General features: G+C 73.3%; 18 protein-coding genes. 3 read left to right on the top strand and 15 right to left on the bottom strand.

The annotated features are described in order from the left end of the window. Positions 1-39: 39 nt before the first annotated feature. Positions 40-264 carry a DUF2188 domain-containing protein gene (locus E0W78_RS06490; protein WP_131403038.1) on the bottom strand — a complete coding sequence of 75 codons (225 nt, stop codon included), beginning with the start codon at positions 262-264 and terminating at the stop codon, positions 40-42. 43 nt (positions 265-307) lie between these two features. Continuing rightward, positions 308-664: a hypothetical protein gene (locus tag E0W78_RS06485; RefSeq protein ID WP_131403037.1), complete on the bottom strand. Its 357-nt coding sequence runs from the start codon at positions 662-664 to the stop codon at positions 308-310. Positions 665-829: 165 nt separating this feature from the next. On the opposite strand from E0W78_RS06485, the gene E0W78_RS06480 reads away from it, so the two are divergent. Beyond that, on the top strand, positions 830-1723 hold the full coding sequence (locus E0W78_RS06480) for a DMT family transporter (RefSeq protein ID WP_131403036.1): 894 nt from the start codon (positions 830-832) through the stop codon (positions 1721-1723). Between the two features lie 3 nt (positions 1724-1726). On the opposite strand, the gene E0W78_RS06475 is transcribed toward E0W78_RS06480, so the two are convergent. Together E0W78_RS06475 and E0W78_RS06470 are read right to left on the bottom strand one after the other, a co-directional pair. Beyond that, a complete protein-coding gene (locus E0W78_RS06475) occupies positions 1727-2128 on the bottom strand; it encodes a VOC family protein (protein ID WP_131403035.1) in 402 nt (133 codons plus the stop codon). Between the two features lie 38 nt (positions 2129-2166). Next, the gene (locus tag E0W78_RS06470) at positions 2167-4041 is read right to left on the bottom strand and encodes an anthranilate synthase family protein (protein WP_131403034.1); all 1875 of its coding nucleotides are present in this window, start codon (positions 4039-4041) and stop codon (positions 2167-2169) included. Between the two features lie 179 nt (positions 4042-4220). Here E0W78_RS06470 and E0W78_RS06465 point away from each other — a divergent pair, with 179 nt between their 5' ends. Further along, positions 4221-5420 carry an ArgE/DapE family deacylase gene (locus E0W78_RS06465; protein WP_131403033.1) on the top strand — a complete coding sequence of 400 codons (1200 nt, stop codon included), beginning with the start codon at positions 4221-4223 and terminating at the stop codon, positions 5418-5420. Here the strand turns inward: E0W78_RS06465 and E0W78_RS06460 are convergent. Further along, on the bottom strand, positions 5398-5745 hold the full coding sequence (locus E0W78_RS06460) for a hypothetical protein (protein ID WP_131403032.1): 348 nt from the start codon (positions 5743-5745) through the stop codon (positions 5398-5400). The genes E0W78_RS06465 and E0W78_RS06460 overlap by 23 nt on opposite strands. 187 nt (positions 5746-5932) lie before the next feature. Between E0W78_RS06460 and E0W78_RS06455 the strand changes: the two genes are divergently transcribed. Continuing rightward, a complete protein-coding gene (locus E0W78_RS06455; RefSeq protein WP_131403031.1) occupies positions 5933-6253 on the top strand; it encodes a hypothetical protein in 321 nt (106 codons plus the stop codon). Between the two features lies 1 nt (position 6254). Here E0W78_RS06455 and E0W78_RS06450 read toward each other — a convergent pair whose 3' ends face one another. The 10 genes from E0W78_RS06450 to E0W78_RS06405 form a co-directional block, all read right to left on the bottom strand. Further along, complete coding sequence (locus tag E0W78_RS06450) at positions 6255-7820, bottom strand: metallophosphoesterase (protein ID WP_131403030.1); 1566 nt, start codon at positions 7818-7820, stop codon at positions 6255-6257. Continuing rightward, the gene (locus tag E0W78_RS06445; RefSeq protein WP_131403029.1) at positions 7820-9934 is read right to left on the bottom strand and encodes a UvrD-helicase domain-containing protein; all 2115 of its coding nucleotides are present in this window, start codon (positions 9932-9934) and stop codon (positions 7820-7822) included. The genes E0W78_RS06450 and E0W78_RS06445 overlap by 1 nt, the downstream gene beginning before the upstream one ends. Before the next feature lie 131 nt (positions 9935-10065). Next, positions 10066-10986 carry a hypothetical protein gene (locus tag E0W78_RS16500; protein WP_165570423.1) on the bottom strand — a complete coding sequence of 307 codons (921 nt, stop codon included), beginning with the start codon at positions 10984-10986 and terminating at the stop codon, positions 10066-10068. 23 nt (positions 10987-11009) lie between these two features. Then, positions 11010-12440 carry a carboxypeptidase regulatory-like domain-containing protein gene (locus E0W78_RS06435; RefSeq protein WP_131403027.1) on the bottom strand — a complete coding sequence of 477 codons (1431 nt, stop codon included), beginning with the start codon at positions 12438-12440 and terminating at the stop codon, positions 11010-11012. Positions 12441-12475: 35 nt separating this feature from the next. Beyond that, on the bottom strand, positions 12476-15232 hold the full coding sequence (locus tag E0W78_RS06430; protein ID WP_165570422.1) for a carboxypeptidase-like regulatory domain-containing protein: 2757 nt from the start codon (positions 15230-15232) through the stop codon (positions 12476-12478). A gap of 147 nt (positions 15233-15379) precedes the next feature. Next, positions 15380-15694 carry a hypothetical protein gene (locus E0W78_RS06425; protein WP_131403025.1) on the bottom strand — a complete coding sequence of 105 codons (315 nt, stop codon included), beginning with the start codon at positions 15692-15694 and terminating at the stop codon, positions 15380-15382. A gap of 12 nt (positions 15695-15706) precedes the next feature. Then, positions 15707-16450, bottom strand: a complete 744-nt coding sequence (locus tag E0W78_RS06420) for an enoyl-CoA hydratase-related protein (RefSeq protein ID WP_131403024.1) — start codon at positions 16448-16450, stop codon at positions 15707-15709. Positions 16451-16562: 112 nt separating this feature from the next. After that, positions 16563-17726, bottom strand: coding sequence for an acyl-CoA dehydrogenase family protein (locus tag E0W78_RS06415; RefSeq protein WP_131403023.1), 1164 nt, complete (start codon positions 17724-17726; stop codon positions 16563-16565). Further along, positions 17723-19675: a biotin carboxylase N-terminal domain-containing protein gene (locus E0W78_RS06410; RefSeq protein WP_242686256.1), complete on the bottom strand. Its 1953-nt coding sequence runs from the start codon at positions 19673-19675 to the stop codon at positions 17723-17725. Before E0W78_RS06410 ends, E0W78_RS06415 begins: the two co-directional genes overlap by 4 nt. Positions 19676-19751: 76 nt before the next feature. Further along, on the bottom strand, positions 19752-21329 hold the full coding sequence (locus tag E0W78_RS06405; protein WP_131403022.1) for an acyl-CoA carboxylase subunit beta: 1578 nt from the start codon (positions 21327-21329) through the stop codon (positions 19752-19754). Between the last annotated feature and the right edge of the window lies 1 nt (position 21330).

Genomic DNA, 21330 nt, shown 5'->3' with positions numbered 1-21330 from the left:
TTGCCGGATCCGGCCAGGGAGGTTCCGCGTCCGGGCGGGTCAGGCGTCGTCGAGGATGCGCCGCTGCGTGCTGCCGTCGACCTCGCGGACGACGTGCGGCACCCGGCGCCAGCGAGCCTCGTCGCGTCCGGCGGCGACCGCCTCGTCGCGCGTCGTGTGCGTGCCCAGGAACCCGCCGTCGGAGGCGATCAGGCGGTTGTGCCACAGACCGTGGCGCGGGTACGTCTCGACCTCGTCGGAGGGAGCCGGGACCGCGTCGTGCACGACGTCCACGGTAGACGCGGGGTGGTGGCGCGAGCCAGCCGGGTCAGGCCGGCAGGGCCCGGGCGCCCTCGGGCACGGCGCGACCGGCGGCGGTCGCCGAGGCGGCCGTCACGCGCGCGACGTCGAGCACCGAGCCGAAGACGCTGATGATCTCCTCGTCGAGGTCGGCCACGTAGCTGCTGGCCCGGGCGGACGCGACGGTGCCGTCGAGCACCGGCTCGAGCCGGACCAGCTCGTCGCCGACCAGGTCCGAGCCGACCACCTCGTGACGGCGGTAGGTCGCGGCGAACGCGTCGGCGTTGTCCGGGGACAGCCAGACGCTGAAGCGGACGTGCGGGTTCTCCATCTCGGCCTGGTCGATCACCAGGTCGACCATCTCCCTCAGCGGCCTGCTACGCATCTCCACCTCTTCCTCAGGTCGAGGCACAACCTAGGGGTGGCGGCGCGGGGGACCGGGCGCGGATCGCCGCATGTGAACACGTGATTTTCCTCGGTGGCGGGATCTCGTGCTCGTCTGGCCGGTCCGGGCCTCGTCCCTGTCGGCGGCCCGCCCTAGCGTGGGTCCGTGCGACGCGACCTCTCCGTGCCGGCCCTGGCCGTCACCGTCCTGCTCTGGGCCTCGGCCTTCGTGGCCATCCGCGCCCTGGGCGACGCCTTCTCCCCCGGCTCGCTGACCCTCGGCCGGGTGCTCGTCGGCGCCCTGGCGCTCACGCTCATCGCCCGGCCCACCCGGGCGGCCATGCCGACCGGACGCCCGCTGCTGCTCGTGGTGATCTACGGCGTCGTGTGGTTCGGCATCTACAACATCGCGCTCAACGCCGGCGAGCAGCACCTCGACGCCGGCACCGCGGCGCTCGTCGTCAACGTCGCGCCTGCGCTCGTGGCCCTGTTCGCCGGGTTCGTGCTGGGCGAGGGCTTCCCCAAGCCGCTGCTGGTCGGCATCGCCGTGGCCTTCTCCGGCGTCGCGCTCATCGCGCTGGGCACCCGCGACCCCGACGCCGTCGCGACGGCCAGCACCACCGGCGTCGTGCTGTGCCTCGTCGCCGCCGTCACCTACGCGATCGGCACGCTCACCCAGAAGCCCGCACTGGCCCACGTCAAGCCGGTCATGTCGGTGTGGCTGGGCTGCGTCGTCGGCGCGGTGGTCTGCCTGCCGTTCGCGCCGCAGCTGGTGCGCGAGCTCGGCGACGCGACGACGTCCGACGTGCTGTGGCTGGTCTACCTGGGCGTGTTCCCGACCGCGATCGGCTTCAGCACCTGGTCGTACGCACTGGCGCGCATCAGCAGCGGCCAGGCGGCGTCCACCACGTACCTCGTGCCGGTCGTCGCGACGGGCATCGCCTGGGCGCTGCTCGACGAGACCCCGGCTGCGCTCGCGCTGGTCGGCGGCGTGCTGAGCCTGGCCGGCGTCGCCATCACCCGCATCCGGCCCCGCCGCAAGGTCGCCGCCGAGGCCTAGGCGTCACGCCGGCTCGTAGCCGAGCAGCCACGGCACCCCGAAGCGGTCGACGACCTGTCCGTCGGACGCGCCCCAGGGCCGTTGCTGCAGGTCGGACACGACGCGTCCGCCGTCCCGCAGAGCCGTGAACCACGCGTGCGCCGTGTCCGGGTCGGCTGCTCCCAGCAGCGACAGCAGCAGCCCCTCCGCCCGGAACGACGCCTCGTCGCCCGTCACGTCGGCGGCGAACAGCTCGACCGGGCCGCCGCCGAGGTGGCCGTGCGCCACCGCGTCGCCCGGCCCGTCGTCGCGGCCGAAGTCGGCGTAGGTGTGCAGCTCGACCTGGCCGCCGAACGTCTCGGCGTAGGCCCGCAGGGCGTCCCGGGCGGTGCCCGGCAGGAGCAGGTACGGCACGGGTGCGGTCATGCCCCGACGCTAGTGCCGCGCCGGGGCACCCGGTCGGCTCAGCGCTGCGGGGCGAGCAGCTGGAGCACGAGGTCGCGCAGGATCCGGAAGCCGTTCTGGGTCAGCACCGACTCGGCGTGGAACTGGATGCCGCGGTAGTGCGGGCCCGCCACCAGGTGGACGTCGCCGCTGGCCTCGTCGCGCTCGACGGTGACGCCCTCGGGCAGGCCGCCGTCGGGCACGCGGGCCACGAACGTGTTGTAGAAGCCCACCGTCTCGTCGCGGCCCAGCACCGGCAGCCGGCTCTGCGTGCCCTGGAAGACGATGTCCTTGAACGCCAGGTCGAGGCCGACCCTGCCGCTGAGCACCTGGTGGCCCAGGCACACGGCCAGGAACGGCCGCTCGGCCTCGAGCAGGGCGTCGGCGGCGCGGCCGATCGTGGCGATCTTCGCGTCGTCGCCGTCGCGCGGGTCCCCCGGCCCCGGGCCGAGCACCACGAGGTCGTAGCCGTCGAGCGCTCCGTCGGCGTACTCGTCGTGGCGGACGACGTCCGTGGTCATGCCCAGCACGCCGAACACGTGGCGCAGCATGTTGACGAAGTCGTCCTCGCCGTCGAGCACGACGACGCGCTTGCCAGCCAGCTCGGGCCGCGGCGCGGCGCCGGACTGGTCGCTCAGCCAGAACTGGCTGAGCCGCTGGTTGCGCGAGCCGAGGGCGATGAGCACCTCGTCGTCGCGGGTGAAGTCGTCGTGGCCGGGCACCGCCTCGGGCGCCTGCTCGACCAGGCCGAACGCGCTGAGCACGCCGGACGCCTTGGCCCACGTCTCCTTCGTCTCGTACATCGCGTCGGAGTCGCGCACGAGCGTCGCGCCGGCCGTCACCACGACGTTGCCCTGCAGGTCGACGTCCGCGGTGCGGATGAGGATGGGCGCGTCCGCCACCTGCGCCCCGTTGGCGTCACGGCCGACGAGCGCGGCGACGCCCGCGTAGTAGCCGCGGCCCTGCGGCTCGTACTGCTTGATCAGGCGGCAGGCGTTCTCGACCGGGCTGCCGGTCACCGTGGCCGCGAACATCGACTGGCGCAGCACGTCGCGCACGTCCATGCGGGTCCGGCCGGCGAGCAGGTACTCGGTGTGGACGAGGTGGGTCATCGGCTTGAGGAACGGGCCGAGCACCATGCCGCCCTCGTGGCAGATGTCGCACATCTGCTTGAGCTCCTCGTCCACGACCATGAACAGCTCGTAGATCTCCTTCTCGTCGCGCAGGAACTCCAGCAGCGCCGCCTTGCGCTCGGCCTGGGTGTCCAGCCCGCGCAGGCGGAAGGTGCCGCTGATCGGGTTCATGCGCACCTGGCCGGCGTCGACGCTGACGTGCCGCTCGGGGCTGGCACCGATCAGGTAGCGGTCGCCCGTGAAGACGCAGAACGTCCAGAAGGCGCCGCGCTCGCGCTCGAGCAGGCGGCGCAGCACGGTGAGCGCGCGGTCGTGGCCCCAGTCGGCGACCTGCGCGCGGTAGCGGCGTCCGACCACGAGGTTGGCGCCCTCGCCGCGGCCGATCTCGTCGTCGATGATCGCCTGGACGATGCCGGCGTACTCCTCGTCGGACGTCTCGAAGCCGCCGCGGTCGGCCAGCTCGATCTCGGTGTCGGGCAGCAGCGCGAGCACCTCGTCGACCGGCACCTCGCGCAGCAGCTCGGCGGCGATGGACGTCAGCGGCGTGCCGTCGTCGTGCGCCTCGAACCCGCGCTCGCGCACCTGCTGGAACGGCACGAGCACGAGCTGCTCCCAGCCGTGGCCCGGACCGGCGCCCAGCGGGACGTCCGCCAGCCGCTCGAGGTCCGTGCGGGGGCCGCCGACGAGCGTGACGGTGTCGCTGTCGCGCGTGCGCACGATCGCCCAGGCGGGCTGGGCGAGCAGGTCGTCGAGGTGCGTCATGTGGTTCTCCTGGCTCGGCGGCCCGGGAAGAGAAAAGCCCAGAGCCGGCCGTGAGGCGGTCTGGGCAGAAGTCGACAGGCCACCTACGGGTGGCGCCACCAGGTCAGGGGCCGGGCTGTCATGCGTCGAAGCGTACCGCAGGGCGGCCGGGCTCCGGGGCGTGTCCTACGCTCGCCGCCATGATCGACATCGACCTGGTGCGGCGCGACCTCACCCAGCTCGTCAGCCTGGCGAGCGTCGGCGGCAGCGAGTCCGAGGTGCTGGCCCAGCGCTGGTGCGCCGCGACCCTCGCCGGCCTGGGTCTGGACGTCGACCTGTGGCAGATCGACGTCGACGCGATGCGGGCCGACCCCGACCACCCGGGCGAGGAGGTCGAGCGCGCCGAGGCGTGGGGCTGCGTGGCGACGTCCGGTCCCGGCACGCCCGCGCTGATCCTCAACGGGCACGTGGACGTCGTCCCGCCCGGCGAGCCCGAGGCGTGGACCGGCGGCGACCCGTGGGTGCTGCGCGAGGTGGACGGCACCTGGTTCGGCCGGGGCGTGTGCGACATGAAGGGCGGGGTCGCCGCCATCTTCGCCGCGGCGCGGGCCGTGGCGGCGAGCGGCGTCGAGCTGAAGCGTCCGTTCGCCGTCCACACCGTCGTGGGCGAGGAGGACGGTGGCCTGGGTGCGTTCGCGACGCTGCGCCGCGGGCACACCGGCGACGCGTGCCTCATCGCCGAGCCCACCGCCGGCACGATCGTCACCGCCAACGCGGGCGCCCTGACCTTCCGCCTGGAGCTGTCCGGGTCGTCCACGCACGGCTCCCGACCGGACGCGGGCGTGAGCGCGATCGAGGTGTTCGAGGCCGTCCACGCCGCGCTGCGCCGGCTCGACGCCGAACGCAACGCCGCCCCGCCCGCGCCGTTCGACGCGCACCCGTTCCCGATCAGCGTCGGCACCATCCAGGCCGGCGACTGGGCCTCCACGATCCCCGACCGACTCGTCGCCGAGGGACGGTTCGGCACGCGCCCGGGCGAGACGTTCGAGCAGGCGCGGGCCGTCTTCGAGGCCGCGGCGGCCGCGGCCGACCACCCGTGGCTGGAGAAGAACCCGGCCGTCGTCACCTGGCCCGGCGGCCAGTTCGCCGCGGGAAGCCTGCCCGAGGGGCACCCGTTCCTGGACGAGGTGCGCGCCGCGGCCGGCGACCCGGCGATGGCGGCGGTGGGCGCCCCCTACGGATCGGACCTGCGCCAGTACGCCGCCGCGGGCGTCCCCACCCTGCAGCTGGGCCCGGGCGACATCGCGAACGCGCACGCCGTGGACGAGTCGGTGCGCGTCGACGAGGTCGTCGCCGCAGCCGAGACCTACGCCCGGCTCATCCTCGCCCGCTGCTCGTAGGGGTCCGGACGGGGCGGCGCTCACGACGCTCCCGCGCGAGCGCCAGGACGGACAGCCCGGCGACGAGCAGGGCGGCCGTCCCGGTCCGCCCGGCGAGGTCGACGCTGTCGTGCGCCGCGATACGGCAGCGACGCTCGATCCCCTCCTCGTCCACGGGAGGCTCGCCCCACCGGACGGAGTCAGTGTCGTACCGGACGATCCGCCACGGTGCCGCGCACTGGTAGTCGCTGTCGTCGCCGGGGACGTACGGGGTGGCGACCAGGAGGAAGCCCGACCCGACGACCAGGACCGCCGCCACCAGGGCCAGGCTCTTCCAGGCGCTCACGGCGAGAGCGTCCCACGAACGGACGAGGCCGCGGCGCGGAACGGGCCACGAACACCGCGCGAACGCCGCCCCGCGGACCGGCGCGTCGCCGACGGCCGGGTCCGGGGAGGGCTAGCCTCGCGGACGTGCCCGGCGCTCGTCGGGCGACCTACGACCGCGGGGGCGGTCCCCGAACGAAGGACCCCCGATGGAGCGCAGGACCCGCCTGACCCCGATGCCGGCCGGCCTCACCTACGACGAGATGAAGTCCACGATCGGCGCCGCGCTCGGCGAGCGCGGCCACGTGTCACGTCCGACGCCGCAGTGCCCGCTGGAGCTCGAGGCGTGGCGCCGGGCCGCCCGCGCCGCCGCCCGTTCGATGGGCCGGACCGTGCGCACCGTCGCCGTCGGCGACACCCTGCACGCCTGGCTCACCGACTGGCCGCGCGACGAGCGCGAGCGGACGATCGGGGTCGCCACGGAGGTCGAGGCGCTGCTCGAGCAGGTCGAGCCGGCGAAGGCCGGCTAGCTCAGCGCAGCGCCTCCACCGCGTCGCGCGGCGACGGGGTGATCGGCACGAAGTCCTGCACGGTGACGATGCCGCCCGGCTCCAGGTTCACCGGCTGCAGCCCCACCGGCGCGCCGTCGCGGAAGGTCACGATCGTGACCTGCGCGGCCCGGCGCAGCTTGCTGCCCAGCGCGAAGGCGTAGACCGCGCCACCGGTGGACGCCGTGGTGAGCGTGACCGTGCGGCGTCCGTTCTCGCCCTCGACGACGTCCGGCCCGACCTGGCGGTGCAGGTGGCCCGACAGCACGAGGTCGACGCACCCGGACGCGGCCAGCTGCTTGGCCGACGAGGCGCTGTGCACGAGCGCGACCGACACGTCGCCGTCCTCGCAGGCGGTCTCGGTCAGCGCGGCGTCCTGCTCCTTGAGCGCGGCGCTGTTGTCGGCCGCGTCGCCCTCGTAGCCCGAGGTGAGGCCCGAGCTGCGCGGGTCGCTGGTGCCGATGTACCGGACGCCGTCGACCTCCACCGGCTCCCCGTCGAGCACGGTGAAGCCGGCGTCGCGGTACCAGCGCTGGATGTTGCCACCGGTGTCGTGGTTGCCGGCGATCGCCACCACGTCGAGGTCCCGCATCTCGCGGGCCAGGGAGTTGATGCTGAACTCCTCCCAGCTGCCGCCGACCGACGTGTCGTCACCGAGGTCGAGCACCGTCGACGCCTGCGCCTGGTCGGCGATGGCCCGCGCCACCTGGTCCATGCCGATGTTGTCGTGCCGGTCGGTGACCACCAGGGCGGTCGTCTCACCCTCGGCGGGCGTGCGGACGACGGCCTGCGACGCCGTCTCGGCCAGGTCGCCGTAGAAGCTGATCGACTCGCGGTACGTGTTGAGCGCACCCTGCACGAGCGCGCTGCCGCCCGACGCCGCGGCGCCCTCGGCGATCTGCACCGTGTCGAGCACGGGGTCCGTGCCGTCGAGCTCGGGGAAGACCTCGGTGATCGGCTCCCACGTCCGGTCACCGGCGACGTCCGCGTCGTCGACCGGCATGACGATGGCGACCACCGAGCCGGCCACGAGCGCGGTGACGACGACCCCGCCCACGACCGTCCGCCGCGACGGCCGCCGGTGCAGCGCGCGACGGGCCGAGCCGCGCAGCTCGGCCCGACGGTCGGCGCCGATCGCGCGCCAGACGCCGAGCACGAGCAGGACGGTGAGGACGCCGGCGCCCGCGCCCTTGGACAGCGCGACCCACGCCATGTCCTCGACGGTCGAGGTGACCTTGCGGATCTCACCGGCCGGCTGGCTGGCGATGACCGCGTCCTGGGCGGCGAGCTGCTCGAGCGACGTCACCTGGCTGTCGCCGAGGTCGATCTCGACGCCGATGCCGCCGGTGCCCTCGACGGGCACGCGGACGGTGGGCAGCAGCGGGCCGAAGTCGAGCGTCGCCCAGCCGTCGAACGTCGGGCGCACCAGCGACGAGTGCGCGCCGATGGAGACCTCTCGCTCGCTGTGCAGGAACGCGGTCAGCCCGACGCCGACCGTCACCACCAGCCCGAGGGCGAGCAGCGGCAGGGCCGCGACGACGCGGCGCATCAGCGGACCCGCTTGAGCCAGCGGTCGCTCGTGCCGACCGTGGTCAGCAGCTGGGTCGCCCGGGTGAGGACGACGTACAGCGTCCGCCAGCCCGACGGCGACTCGTCGGTGATCTCGTCGGGCTCGAGCACGACGACGGCGTCGAACTCCAGGCCCTTGGTGTCGAGGCCGTCGAGCACGCGGACGCGGTCGCCGTGCGGGGCGAGCGCGTCGGCCAGGTCGCGGCGGGCCTGCTCGCGGCGGGTGACGGCGGTGACGACGGCGATGGTGCCCTCGACCCGGCCGGCCAGCTCGTCGACGGCCTGTGCCACGGCGCCGATCTCGTCGCCCGCGGCCACCACGCGGTGCTGCGGGTGCTCACCGGTCTCGCGCACGGCGCGCGCGAGGTCGGCGTCCGGGGCGGCGACCTTGGCCACCTCGGCGGCGAAGTCGTAGATCTCGGCGGAGTTGCGGTAGTTCGTCGACAGCCGGAACTCGTGCAGCGGCAGGTTCGACAGCGCCGCCGCGCGGGCACGGGCCGACTCGTCGCGGTGCGGCCAGGACGACTGCGCCTGGTCGCCGACGATCGTCCAGCTGGCGTAGCGGCCGCGACGGCCGAGCATCCGCCACTGCATCGGCGAGAGGTCCTGGGCCTCGTCGACGAGCACGTGGGCGAAGCCGTCGTCCTCGATGGACGAGGTGGAGCGCAGCTCGTTGCGGCGCTCGCGCTCGGCCCGCTCGAAGCTCATGAGCTCGCGCGGCCCGTCGTCGGACTCGTCGTCCTCGACCGGCACCTCGCCGAGCAGGTAGCGCAGCTCGTCGATGAGCGGGACGTCCTCGATGGACGGCTCGGCGTGCTGCTCCCACGACGCCTTCATCGCCGCGACCTCGTCGCGCGAGTACGTGCGCGAGGCGAGCGGCTCGATGACCTGCGGCAGGGTGCGCCAGAGCTGGACGGCCCCCAGCGGGGGCCACCAGTCCTCGACGAACTCGCGGAAGGCGGCCGAGCCGGTGATCTCGTCGGCGAAGCCCTCCTTGCCCTTCTCGAGCGCGCGCTCGCCCCGGACCTGACGCCACAGCGCGTCCACCAGGGCCCCGGGCGCCTTGGCGTACGCCTGGTTGCGGCGCAGGTTGCTCATGAGCTGGCGACGGATGCCGCGCAGCTGGCGCTGGTCCAGGCGCAGCACGTCGTCCTTGTAGAAGAAGCGGAACGACTCCGGCTCGCCCGGCTGGCTCCAGGTGACCAGGCGCGAGAGCAGCGAGGCCATGCGCTCGCTGCCCTTGGCGGCGGCCGCGGCAGGCTCGTCGTGGCGGTCGGTGCGGATGCCGTCGACGACCTCGCCGAGCGCGCGCAGCGTCACGGCGGTCTCGCCGAGGCTGGGCAGGACGCGCTCGATGTAGCTCATGAAGACGCCCGACGGGCCGACGACGAGCACGCCGCCGGACTCGAACCGGCGCCGGTCGTTGTAGAGCAGGAAGGCGGCGCGGTGCAGGGCCACGACGGTCTTGCCGGTGCCCGGGCCGCCGCCGATGATCGTGGCGCCGCGGGCGGGCGCGCGGATCGCCTCGTCCTGCTCCTTCTGGATGGTCGCGACGACCGAGTGCATCTTCGCGTCGCGGGCGCGGCTGAGGCTGGCCAGCAGCGCGCCCTCACCGACGACGACCATGTCGTCGGGGGCGTGCTCGGCGTCCAGCAGGTCGTCCTCGACGCCGACGACGGTCTTGCCGGACGAGCGCAGGACGCGACGGCGGATCACACCCCTCGGCTCGTTGGCCGTGGCTTGGTAGAACAGCGCGGCCGCGGGGGCGCGCCAGTCGACGAGCAGGATCTCGCGGTCGGCGTCGCGCACCCCAATGCGTCCGATGTAGCGGGCGTGACCGTCGGTGAGGTCGAGGCGGCCGAACACGAGGCCGTCGTGCGCGGCGTTGAGCGCGGCGAGCCGCTTCGAGGCCTGGAAGACCATCGCGTCACGCTCGACGAGGCCACCCTCGTTGCCGACGTGCCCGCGGGCGTAGCCCTCCTTGACCAGCGAGGTGGCGACCTTGGCCGACTCATCGAGCCGGTCGTAGACGGCGTCGACGTACGCCTGCTCGTGGGCGATCTCGGCCTGCGCCTGGTCGTGCGTGGCGGTCACTGAGCTCCTCAGGAGGGGGTCGAACGGGAACTCCCCAGTCTAGGCACTGCGCACCAGCGGCGCGGCGGTGCCCGGACCCCGGACGCACGCGGCGGGGCGACCCTCCCAGGAGGACCGCCCGCCGTCGTGGTCTAGCGAACCTTCGTCGTGCCGCGGCTGGTGACCTTCACGGTCGTGTAGCCGGACGAGCGCACGCGGACCACGACGCTCACCCGCTGGCCCCGGTGGGCGGTCCGGGGCTTGAACGTCGAACGAGTCGCGCCGGCCACGGCCTTGCCGCCGACCAGCCACTGGTACGTCAGCCGGACCGGAACGGGACCGTACGCACCGGGCCGCACCCGGAGCGTCCGTCCGACCTTCGCCGTGCCCTTCACCGTCGGGCGGACGCGCACCGCGATGGTGCCCGGAGCGACCTTCGGGGCGTGGCGGTCGTAGTTCCCCAGGGTCAACGGCTCGTAGCCGGGCGCGCTGGCGGACACCTGGACCATGACCCGCTTGCCGACGTCCTGGGGACGGGGGACGAAGGTCGTGCCGGTCTCGCCCGCGGCGCGACGGCCGTCGACGTACCACTGGATGCTTGGCGGGGTGGGCGTCTTCGTGATCAGCCCGGTCACCACGCGGAGGGTGGAACCCACCTTCAACGTGCCGAGCGTGTACGGGTTCCGCGGCCAGTCCAGGTACTGGCGGTTGATGTGCGTGATGTTCTCGGTGCCGACCGTGACCGGGGCGTACGTCGGGAGGCTGGCGGTCACGGTCGCACTCAGCAGGTGGTTCTCCGTGCCCCGCGCGGGGACGAACGTGCGACCGGTCGCCCCCGCCACCGGCTCACCGTCGACGTACCACTGGAAGGCGAAGGTCAGCCCGCTGTGGCTCCACGCCCCGGTGTCGATCACCGACGTCTCGCCGACACGGATGTCGCCCTCGACGCGCGGCCGTAGACGGTTCTCGATGACGTCGGCCGCGGACGCGGACGAGGGCACGGCTGCGAGCGCGGCCAGCGCGAGCACGAGCGCCAGCAGGGCGCGCACGGGACGGACAGTGGCAGTGGTCACGAGTCGGGCCTCTCGGGTGGGCGTCATCGGACGGCCCGGGTGCGGGCGGACTGGACGACGCGGGGCGAGTACGCCGAGGCGGACAGGCTGACCTGGACGCTGATCCGACGCTTCCGCTGAGCCTTCGTCAACCGCACGGTGGACTTCGTGGCTCCCTTGATCGCCTTCCCGTTCGCCAGCCATTGGTACCGGACGCGCACGCCGCTCGGCGCGGCGACGGCCACCCGGGCCCGCAGCGTGCGTCCGACCTTCGGCGAGCCGGAGACGGTGGGCGCCGACCGCAGGGCGATCGTGCCGACCTTCACCACCGTGGTCGCCGGGACCCGGTACTCGTTGGTGCTGTAGCCCGGAGCCGAGACGCGCACCCGAAGTCGCAGGCGCTTGCCGCGGAGCTCGGGTCGAAGCATCACCGTCGGGCCGGTCTCGGGGACGCGGACCGAGCCCGCCGTCCACTGGTAGGTCACCTTCGCGTTCGATGGGGTGGGCCTTCCGAGCACGGCGCGCAGCGTCTGGCCGACCTGCGTGGTGCCGACGACCCGCGGCGCGGCGCTCAGGGTCGCCAGCGCAGCCGCCACGACGGTCTCCTCGGTGAACATCACGACCGGCTCGCGGTGGCTGCCGCTCGCCGTCACGGAGGCGCGCAGGCGGTGTCCCCCGTGCTTGGCCTGGAGCGGGAACGTCGACCGCGTGGCCCCAGCGATCGGCGCGCCGTCGAGGTACCACTGGTAGGCGAAGTCGAGCGCGGCGTAGTTCCAGCGGCCGTTCGAGACCGTCGCCGTGCCGTTCACGTGGACCGAGCGCAGCGAGGGGTGCTCCAAGTTGTCGATCGGCGCCGGCAGCATCTCCATGGTCACCGGCGCGAGCTCGCGGGCCGCGTCCACCTGGACCGACGGGACCACGACCGGGATGCGGCCGAAGGAGGTGTAGCTCACCCGGTAGGTGCCCAGGGCGACCGTGGCCTCGAAACGCCCGGACGCGTCGCTGCTGGTCGTCACCGGACGGCCGAGCCCGCCACCCGGCTTCACCGCCCGGAGCTCGACATCGGCGAACGGGAGAGGCACCTCGCCGGCACCGGCGCGGACGATCAGGCCCGTCACCTTCACCGGGGCGCTCAGCGTGATGGTCGGCAGGACGGCGTCGCCGTCCACGATGAGGTCGCGCTCCACCGTGCCGAATCCCCGCGCGCTGTAGACGAGCGTGTACGAACCCGGGTCGAGGTCGAATTCGTAGGAGCCGTCGCTGTCGATCCAGTCGCTGCCCAGGTCGTCCTCGCCGGAGCGGACGACGACGGCGGCGTTGGCGTCCCACGGGTCCGAGCCATCCGCCAGCACGACGGTGCCGGTGAGGAGGCCGGGGACGGCAGCCACGGCCGTGGCCGGGAGGGCGAACGCGGCGGCGGCCACGACGAGCGCGACGAGGAGCCGCGCAGCGCGCGACGGGGTCAGAGCAGGCACGAGGGAGATCCTTGCTTCGTGGGGAGGTGCGGGGCTCAGCGCGCGACGCGCTTGGCCGTGGTGGTGATCGAGCGGGTGGTGTAGCCGGTCGCTGACACGGTCACCCGGACGCTGACCTTCCGACCGCGGTGGGCGGACGTCGGTCGGAAGGTCGAGTCGGTCGCGCCGCTGACCTTCCGGCCTGCAACGAACCACTGGTAGCGCAGTCGCACCGTGCCCGGCGTGTAGGCACCCGGGCGCACGGTCAACGTCGAGCCGACCTGCGACTTGCCCTTGACGGACGGCTGGGCGCGGACGCCGATCGTGCCGACACCGATCGCGGCGCTCGGCTGCGAGATCGCCTTCGCGTAGTGGAAGCCGGTTCGCGAGCCCTCGACCTCGACCGTCACGCGGCGTCCGAGGTGCTTGGCCTGCGGGACGAACGTCGGCTTGTTGTTGCCGTACTGGATCCGGCCGTCCACCCGCCAGGTGTAGACGAGCCACTGGGCGGCCGGCGACACCGCACCGCCGCCGACGCGCAGCGCCTGGCCGACCCGCGGGGTCCCGACGACGACGGGCGTCGTCACGACGAGCCGGCCAGCGCCCACGGGCACCTCGTCCGAGAACGCCCAGGCGGCGGGCTGGCCCGCGACCGTGGCCTTGACGCCGACCGAGAGACGACGCTCGACCCAGCTGCCGGGCACGGTGATGGTGCGCGAGGTCGCGCCCTTCACCGGCTGTCCGTCGAGCAGCCACTGGTAGCTGAGCGTGACGCCGTCGCGGCTCCAGGTGCCCGGCGTGGGGGTGAGCTTCTGGCCGGCGACCACCTGAGCGGGGATCGTGGGAGCGACGAGGTTCTCCAGCGGCGCGTCGGGGCGGGTCAGGGCGACGGGCTCCAGCGCGCGGTCGCCGGTGACGACGACATCGGACAGGGTCGCCGTGGTGTGGCCGTCCGCACTGACCTGCAGCCGGTACGTGCCGGCACCGAGGAGCAGCGTGTAGGTGCCGGAAGCGGTGACCCATGCCCCCGTCTCACGGACGTAGGTGCCGTCGGCCTGCTGCCGCAGCGCCACGACGCGCGCGTTGGCGCTGACCGGGCTCGTGCCGGTGCCCAGCACGACGCGTCCCGTGACGCGCGCCAGCTTCGCCAGGGTCACGGCCGGGACGGTCGTGTCGCCCGAGACGGTGAGCGCCCGCTCGAGGGTGTCGAAGCCGTCGGCGTAGTAGGCGAGCGTGTAGGCGCCGTCGGGGACGGCGAAGGAGAACGAGCCGTTCGCCTCGACCTGGGCGCCGCCGACCACCTCGTCCCGCTGCACGGCGACCACGTAGGCATCGACGGACACCGGCGACACACCGCCGGCGAGCGACACGGTCCCGGACACCACCGGGAGCGGGGTGAGCACGACGGGCTCGAGGACGCGGTCGCCGGTCACGGTGACGTCGACCAGCTTCTGCGAGTAGCCGTACGCGTCGTACTCGAGCCGGAAGGTGCCCTCCGGGGCGGGCAGGGTGAACGAGCCGTCCGGCTCCACCCAGGCGTAGTCGAGGTGGTCCCACGATCCGTCCGCCTGCTGCTGCATGAGGGCGACGGTGGTCTCGGCCTCGGCGTGCGAGCCGCCGTCGCTGAGCGACACCGTGCCGGTCAGGCGCGGCAGCCGGGTGAGGGTCACCGGAGCGAGCGCCTGGTCGGCGGACGTGACGACGACGTCCTGCACCAGGACGGTCGAGTACCCGTACGCCTGAACCGACACCCGGTAGGTGCCCGGCGCGAGCGGCAGCGTGAACGAGCCGTCGGCCCGGATGCCGCGCAGGTCGTGCTCCTCGTCCCAGGCGCCGCCTGCGAGCTTGCGGTCGACGACGACCAGGCCGTCCACGTCGGCGAAGGACGCGCCGTCGGACAGCGTGGCCGACCCGGTCACCCGAGGCAGGCGCGCCAGCACCACGGAGTCGACCGTCCGGTCGCTCGAGGTGACGACGACGTCCACGGTCCGGGAGGCGTAGCCGTCAGCCGAGTACTCGAAACGGTACGTGCCGGCCGCGAGGGTGGTCTCGAAGCTTCCGTCGCTCTCGACGTCGGCCCAGTCGACGGTCTCCCAGTAGCCGTCGATGCGCTGCTGGACGTCGACGGACCCCTCCACCTGGTCGAACGACTGTCCGTCGTCCAGCTGGACGGTGCCGGTCACGGACGGGGTGCGGGTCGCGCTGTACGTGATGGTCCGATCGCGGTCCATCACCAGGTAGTACTCACGAGCCGGCACACCGCGCCCGGCGACGTAGACGTCGTACTCGCCGCGGGGGAGGTCCAGCTGGAATCGGCCGTCGCTGCCGACCGTCGTGCGGGACTCGAGCTCGGTGTCCTCGTCCTCCGTCCACGCCTGGACGCGAGCGCCCGTCGCCGGGGTCCCGTCCTTGAACGTCACGGTGCCGGAGAGGCGGTACAGGCGGACCAGCTCGACGGCGTCGAGGGTCCGCGCGGCCGTGACGATGACGTCCTCGACCTTGCGGGTCTCGTAGCGATCGAGACCGTAGGTGATCGTGTAGGTGCCGGTGCCGAGCTCGAGCGCGTAGGCGCCGCTGGCGTCGGTGGACGTGCTCGCGGTCGTGCCGTCGGTGCCCGCCTTGGGCGCGGCCGAGACGGTGACGGACGCGGCCGGCGCGCCGTCAGACAGGGTGACGCTGCCGGTCACCAGCGACAGCGGCGCCGGGACCTGGGGGTCGTCGGCGACGGCCGTCCCGGAGACGGCGACGAGGCCGCCGAGTGCGAGCACCAGGCTCAGCACGAGGCGGACGAGAGAAGGACGAGCAGGAGCCACGGTCGGCCCTTTCGGTCGAGGCACGACCGAGCGGTCCGTGCGGCCACCCCCCGCGGGCGGTCGAGACACCGTACGTAGTTCGAACGACCTGGCGGGCGCGAATGCGGTTGCGCGGGACCTTTGTCCCCCGCAACCACTCGACCGGGCTCAGTCCTCCACGACGAGGACCAGCGTGCTCAGGGCAGCCCGCGAGAACAGCGCCGCCTGCAGCTGCGTCGGCGCGGGCCCCCACGTCATCGTCGACATCAGGTCGTGCGCCTCCTGCTCGTCCAAGGCCCGGACTGTGCTGAAGGCGACGTCGTTCACCAGCGTCCGCGCGATCGTCGGGCTCGAGATGAGCCCCTCGGTCTCGGCCCTCGACAGGGCCCTGACGAAGTCCCACCGTTGGCCGAGCTCGTCGAAGAACGCGTAGTTCATCATGCGGATCGACCGCGGCGACCCGACCTTCCGCTTCTTCGCCATCGGTCTCCCCTGTCAGCCCTTCCGGCTCAGGAAGGCCTGCATGGCGGCGCGGGCCTCGTCGCTGCCGAACAGGCGCGCCGACTGGGCCGCGACCTCGTCGCCCAGGGCGTCGATGCGGGCCACCAGGTCGCGGTTCACGAGCTGCTTGGTCTCGCGCAGGCCCTGCGGCGAGCCCTTCGCCAGGTCGGCCAGGACGTCGCCGACCGCCTGGTCGAGCGCCTCGTCGTCGACGACCCGGGTCACCAGGCCGATGTCGGTGGCCTCCGCAGCCGAGAACTGGCGCGCCGTGAGGAACAGGTCGGACGCGGCCCGGGGCGTGAGCCGCGGCAGAAGGCTGAGCGAGATGACCGACGGCGCCAGGCCGAGCCGCACCTCGGTGAGCTGGAACGTCACCGACGACGCGGCCACCACGACGTCCGCGGCACCGACGATGCCCAGTCCGCCGGCCCGGACCGGGCCAGCCAGCGCCACGACGACCGGCTTGGCCGACGTGGCGATCGCGCGCTGCAGCTCGACGAGCGTGCGGGCGCCGGTCTCCATGCCGCCCGAGGACGCCTCGGACAGGTCCGCGCCCGAGCAGAACACCCGGTGCGCCGACCGGACGAGCACCGCGCGGACGTCCGCGTCCGCCTCGGCCGCCGCCAGCCGCTCGCCGAGCTCGCGCACCAGTTGCGCCGAGAGCGCGTTGCGGTTGTGCTCGCTGTCCAGGGTGATGGTGGCGACGCCGTCCGCGACGTCCAGGTGCGCCAGGGTCATGCTGACCAACTTTCTGTACCAACGAGGTGACCATAGGCCGGCGAAGCCGGCAGCCGGCCCGGGACGAGCCCTGCGAGGCCCGGAGGGAGCGCGAGGAACGAGCGCGGGCCGGCTAGTACGACTTGGGCAGGCCCAGGGAGAACTGGGCGACGAAGTTGAGGATCATCTCCCGGCTCACCGGCGCGATGCGCGACAGGCGCGACCCGGCCAGCATCTGCACCAGACCGTACTCGTGCGCCAGGCCGTTGCCGCCGAGCGTCTGGATGGCCCGGTCGACCGCCGCGCACACGACCTCGCCGGCCGCGTACTTGGCCATGTTCGCCGCCTCGCCCGCCGCCATGTGGTCGCCGGCCGCGTACAGCGCCGCCGCCTTCTGGGTCATGAGCCGCGCCATCTCGATCTCGATGTGCGTCTGGGCCAGCGGGTGCGCGACCGCCTGGTGCGCGCCGATCGGCGCCTTCCAGACCTGGCGCTCCTTGGCGTACGCCGTGGCCTTCTCCAGCGCGAGGCGCGCGGTGCCGGTGGCGAAGGACGAGGCCATGATGCGCTCGGGGTTGAGCCCGGCGAACAGCTGCTCCAGTCCGGCGTCCTCGCTGCCGATGAGCGCGTCCTTGGGCACCAGCACGTCGTCGAAGAACAGCGTGAACTGCTTCTCCGGGCTGGTGATGCCCATGTCGATCTCGTTGTAGGTGAAGCCCTCGGCGTCCGTGGGGACGAGGAACAGCGCCGGCTTCAGCTTGCCCGTGCGGGCGTCCTCGAGCCGGGCCACGACGAGCACGGCGTCCGCCTCGTCCACGCCGGAGATGTACGTCTTGGTGCCCTTGAGCCGCCAGCCGTCCTCGGTGCGGTAGCCCGTGGTGACGATGTTGTGCGAGTTGCTGCCCGCGTCCGGCTCGGTGATCGAGAAGGCGTACGTGCTCGTGCCGTCGGCCAGGCCGGGCAGCCAGCGCTGCTTCTGCTCCTCGGTGCCGTACTGAGCGATGATCGTGCCGACGATGGCCGGCGAGACGACCATGAGCAGCAGCGGGCAGCCGGCCGCGGCCAGCTCCTCGCACACCGCGGCCAGGTCGCCGATCTCCCCGCCGCCTCCGCCGTACTCCTCGGGCACGGCCACGCCGAGGTAGCCAAGCTTGCCGGCCTCGGCCCACAGCTCGGTGGTCTTGCGACCCTCCTTGAAGGCCGTGTCGAAGTACTCCTGGCCGTACTTGCGGCCCAGGTCGGCCACGGCCTTGCGGAGCGCCAGGCGCTCCTCGCTCTCGGTGAACGCTGCGGTCATGACTGGTCTTCCTCCTCGACGACGGCCAGCACGGCCCCGGACTCGACCTGCAAGCCGGCGCTGACGTGGACCTCGGTGACGACGCCGTCCGCGGGCGCGGCGACGGTGTGCTGCATCTTCATGGCCTCGAGCACCAGGACGGTCTGGCCGCGCTCGACGCGCTGCCCCGCCTCGACCGCGACCGACACGACCGCCGCGGGCATGGGCGCGAGCAGCGACCCGGCGGCGACGACCTCGGACGGGTCGACGAAGCGCGGGACGACCTCGAGCGAGAGCGCTCCGTCGGGTCCGGCGACGTCGACCGACGTCTCACCGACGGCGACGGCGTAGGACGTCCGGACGCCGTCGCGCTCGAGCACCACGCGGGTCGGCGAAGCCTCGACCACGGTGGCCAGCTCGCTGGCCAGGCGGCCGCCGCGGCTCTCGTACGTCACCTCGAGCGGCTCGTCCGAACCGGGCACGAGGTAGCGGCGCGAGCGCGGCTGCGACAGCACGTTGCGGTACGCGGCCGGGACGCGTCCGAGCACCCGGGCGGACGCCCGGGACGTCTCGGCCTCGGCGAGCGCCGCGGCCAGGGCCGCCAGCACCGGCGCCTCGGCCGGCTTGGTCCAGGCCTCGAGCCGCTCGTCCAGCAGGGACGTGTGCAGGCGCGCGGCGACGAACTCCTCGTCGGCCAGGATCGCCCGCAGCAGCGCGGTGTTGGTCTCCACCCCGTGCACCCGGGCCCGGCGGAGCGCGCCGTCGAGCATCCGCAGCGCGGACGCCCGGTCGGGCCCGTGGGCGATCACCTTGGCCAGCATCGCGTCGTAGTGGACGCCGACCTCGCTGCCGGTCTCGACGCCCGAGTCGACGCGCAGGCCGTGGCTGTCCGGGTTGGCAAAGGCGACGCCCTCGACCTCGAACGCGCGCAGCGTGCCGGTCTGCGGACGCCAGTCGTCGGCCGGGTCCTCGGCGTACAGGCGCACCTCGACGGCGTGGCCCGACGGGGCCGGCGGCTCGCCCTCGAGCGGACGTCCCGCGGCCACCGCGAGCTGCAACGCGACCAGGTCCAGCCCGGTGACCGCCTCCGTGACCGGGTGCTCGACCTGCAGACGGGTGTTCATCTCCAGGAAGAAGACCCGGTCGCCGTCGACCAGGAACTCGACCGTGCCGGCGCCGACGTAGCCGGTCGCGCCGACCGCCTTGCGGGCCGCGTCGTGCAGGGTCGAGCGGGCGACGTCGGACAGCGCGGGCGCCGGCGCCTCCTCGACGACCTTCTGGTGGCGGCGCTGGATCGAGCAGTCGCGATCGCCGACCACCCAGCAGGTGCCGTGCTCGTCGGCCATGACCTGCACCTCGACGTGGCGCGCGGTGGCCAGGTACGGCTCGACGAAGACGGTGTCGTCGCCGAACGCGGACGCCGCCTCGGCACCGGCCCGGGCCAGCTCGGCCTCCAGGTCGCGCGGGTCGTCGACGACCCGCATGCCACGGCCGCCACCGCCGGCGGACGCCTTCACGAGCAGCGGGAAGTCGTCGGCCGTGGCGGTGGCCGGGTCGACGTCCAGCACGGGGACGCCGGCCGCGGCCATGAGCTCCTTGGCCCGAATCTTGGAGCCCATCGCCTCGATCGTCGCCGGACGCGGACCGATCCAGGTCAGCCCGGCATCCACGACGTCCTGCGCGAACTGCGCGTTCTCGGACAGGAAGCCGTAGCCGGGGTGGATCGCGTCGGCGCCGGCCGCCTTGGCCGCGGCGATCACCAGGTCGCCGCGCAGGTACGTCTCACCCGGCGCCGAGCCGGGCAGGCGCACGGCGCGGTCGGCCTCGCGGACGAACGGGGCGCCCGCGTCGGCGTCGGAGTGGACGGCGACGGTCTCGACGCCCAGGTCGCGGCAGGTGCGGAAGACGCGCCGGGCGATCTCGCCCCGGTTCGCCACCAGGACGCTCTTGATCTGCGTGTGCGTGCTCACAGGCGGACCTCCGTCAGGGAAGAACGGTACGGACGTCCGCCCGCGACGATGCTGATGGTTCGCTCGCTGCGCTCGCTCACAGGCGGAACACCCCGAATCCCTCGGCGCCCTTGACGGGGCGGGTGGTGATGGCCGACAGGCAGATGCCCAGGATCGTGCGCGTGTCGCGCGGGTCGATCACGCCGTCGTCGTAGCCCATGCCGGACGTGAAGAACGCCAGCGACTGCTCCTCGATCATCTGCTCGATGAACGCGCGGGTCTGGGCATCCTTCTCCTCGTCGTACGGGACGCCCTTGGACTCGGCCGCCTGCCGGGCGACGATCGAGATGACGCCGGCGAGCTGCGCCGGGCCCATCACCGCCGACTTGGCGTTCGGCCAGCTGAACATGAAGCGCGGGTCGTAGGCGCGTCCGCTCATGCCGTAGTGGCCGGCGCCGTACGAGGCGCCGATGACGACGCTCAGGTGCGGCACCGTCGAGTTCGAGACCGCGTTGATCATCTGCGCGCCGTGCTTGATGATGCCGCCCTGCTCGTACTGCGCGCCCACCATGTAGCCGGTCGTGTTGTGCAGGAAGAGCAACGGCGTGTCGACCTGGTTGGCCAGCTGGATGAACTGCGCGGCCTTCTGCGCCTCCTGGCTGAACAGCACGCCCTGCGCGTTGGCCAGGACGCCGATCGGGTGGCCGTGCAGCTGGGCGAACCCGGTGACCAGGCTGGTGCCGTACAGCGGCTTGAACTCGTCGAAGTCGCTGCCGTCGACCAGGTGCGCGATCACCTCGCGCGGGTCGAACGGCTGCTTGAGGTCGGTCGGGATCAGGTCGAGCAGGGCCTCGGGGTCGCGGCGCGGCTCGGCGTAGTCCGGGCGCGGCGCCGGACCGGCCTTGCGCCAGTTGAGCCGGCGGACGATCTGGCGTCCGAGCCGGATCGCGTCGTGCTCGTCGACGGCCAGGTAGTCGGCCAGGCCGGACGTGCGGGCGTGCATCTCGGCACCGCCCAGCGACTCGTCGTCGGACTCCTCGCCGGTGGCCATCTTCACCAGCGGCGGTCCGCCCAGGAAGACCTTCGCGCCGTCCTTGACCATGACGACGTAGTCGCTCATGCCCGGCACGTACGCGCCGCCGGCGGTGGCGTTGCCGAAGACGAGCGCGACGGTCGGGACGCCCGCCGCGCTGGACCGCGTGATGTCGCGGAAGCTCGCGCCGCCGGGGATGAAGATGTCCTTCTGCGTCGGCAGGTCGGCGCCGCCGGACTCGACCAGGTTGATCGTCGGCAGGCCGTTCTCGGTGGCGATCTGCGCGGCCCGGCGGCTCTTGCGCAGCGAGCTCGGGTTGGTCGAGCCGCCCTTCACCGTCGGGTCGTTGGCCACGATCATGCACTCCACGCCCTCGACGACGCCGAGGCCGGTGACGACGGAGCCGCCCACCGGGAAGTCGGTGCCCCAGCCGACGAGCGCGCCCAGCTCCAGGAACGGGGCGTCCTCGTCGAGCAGCAGCTCGATGCGCTCGCGCGCGGTCAGCTTGCCGCGGGCGCGGTGCCGCGCGACGTACCGCTCGCCGCCACCGGCCACGGCCTTGGCCTGCTCCTCGTGGAGGGCGGCGATACGCTCGAGCATCGCCTCGCGGTGGCTCGGCCCGGTCACGGTCTCCGTCGTCATC

Source organism: Aeromicrobium sp. IC_218 (genome assembly GCF_004336805.1).
Taxonomy (GTDB): Bacteria; Actinomycetota; Actinomycetes; order Propionibacteriales; family Nocardioidaceae; genus Aeromicrobium.
The sequence above is the reverse complement of the archived record's forward strand: the minus strand, read 5'-3'. Positions and strand labels throughout refer to the sequence as shown.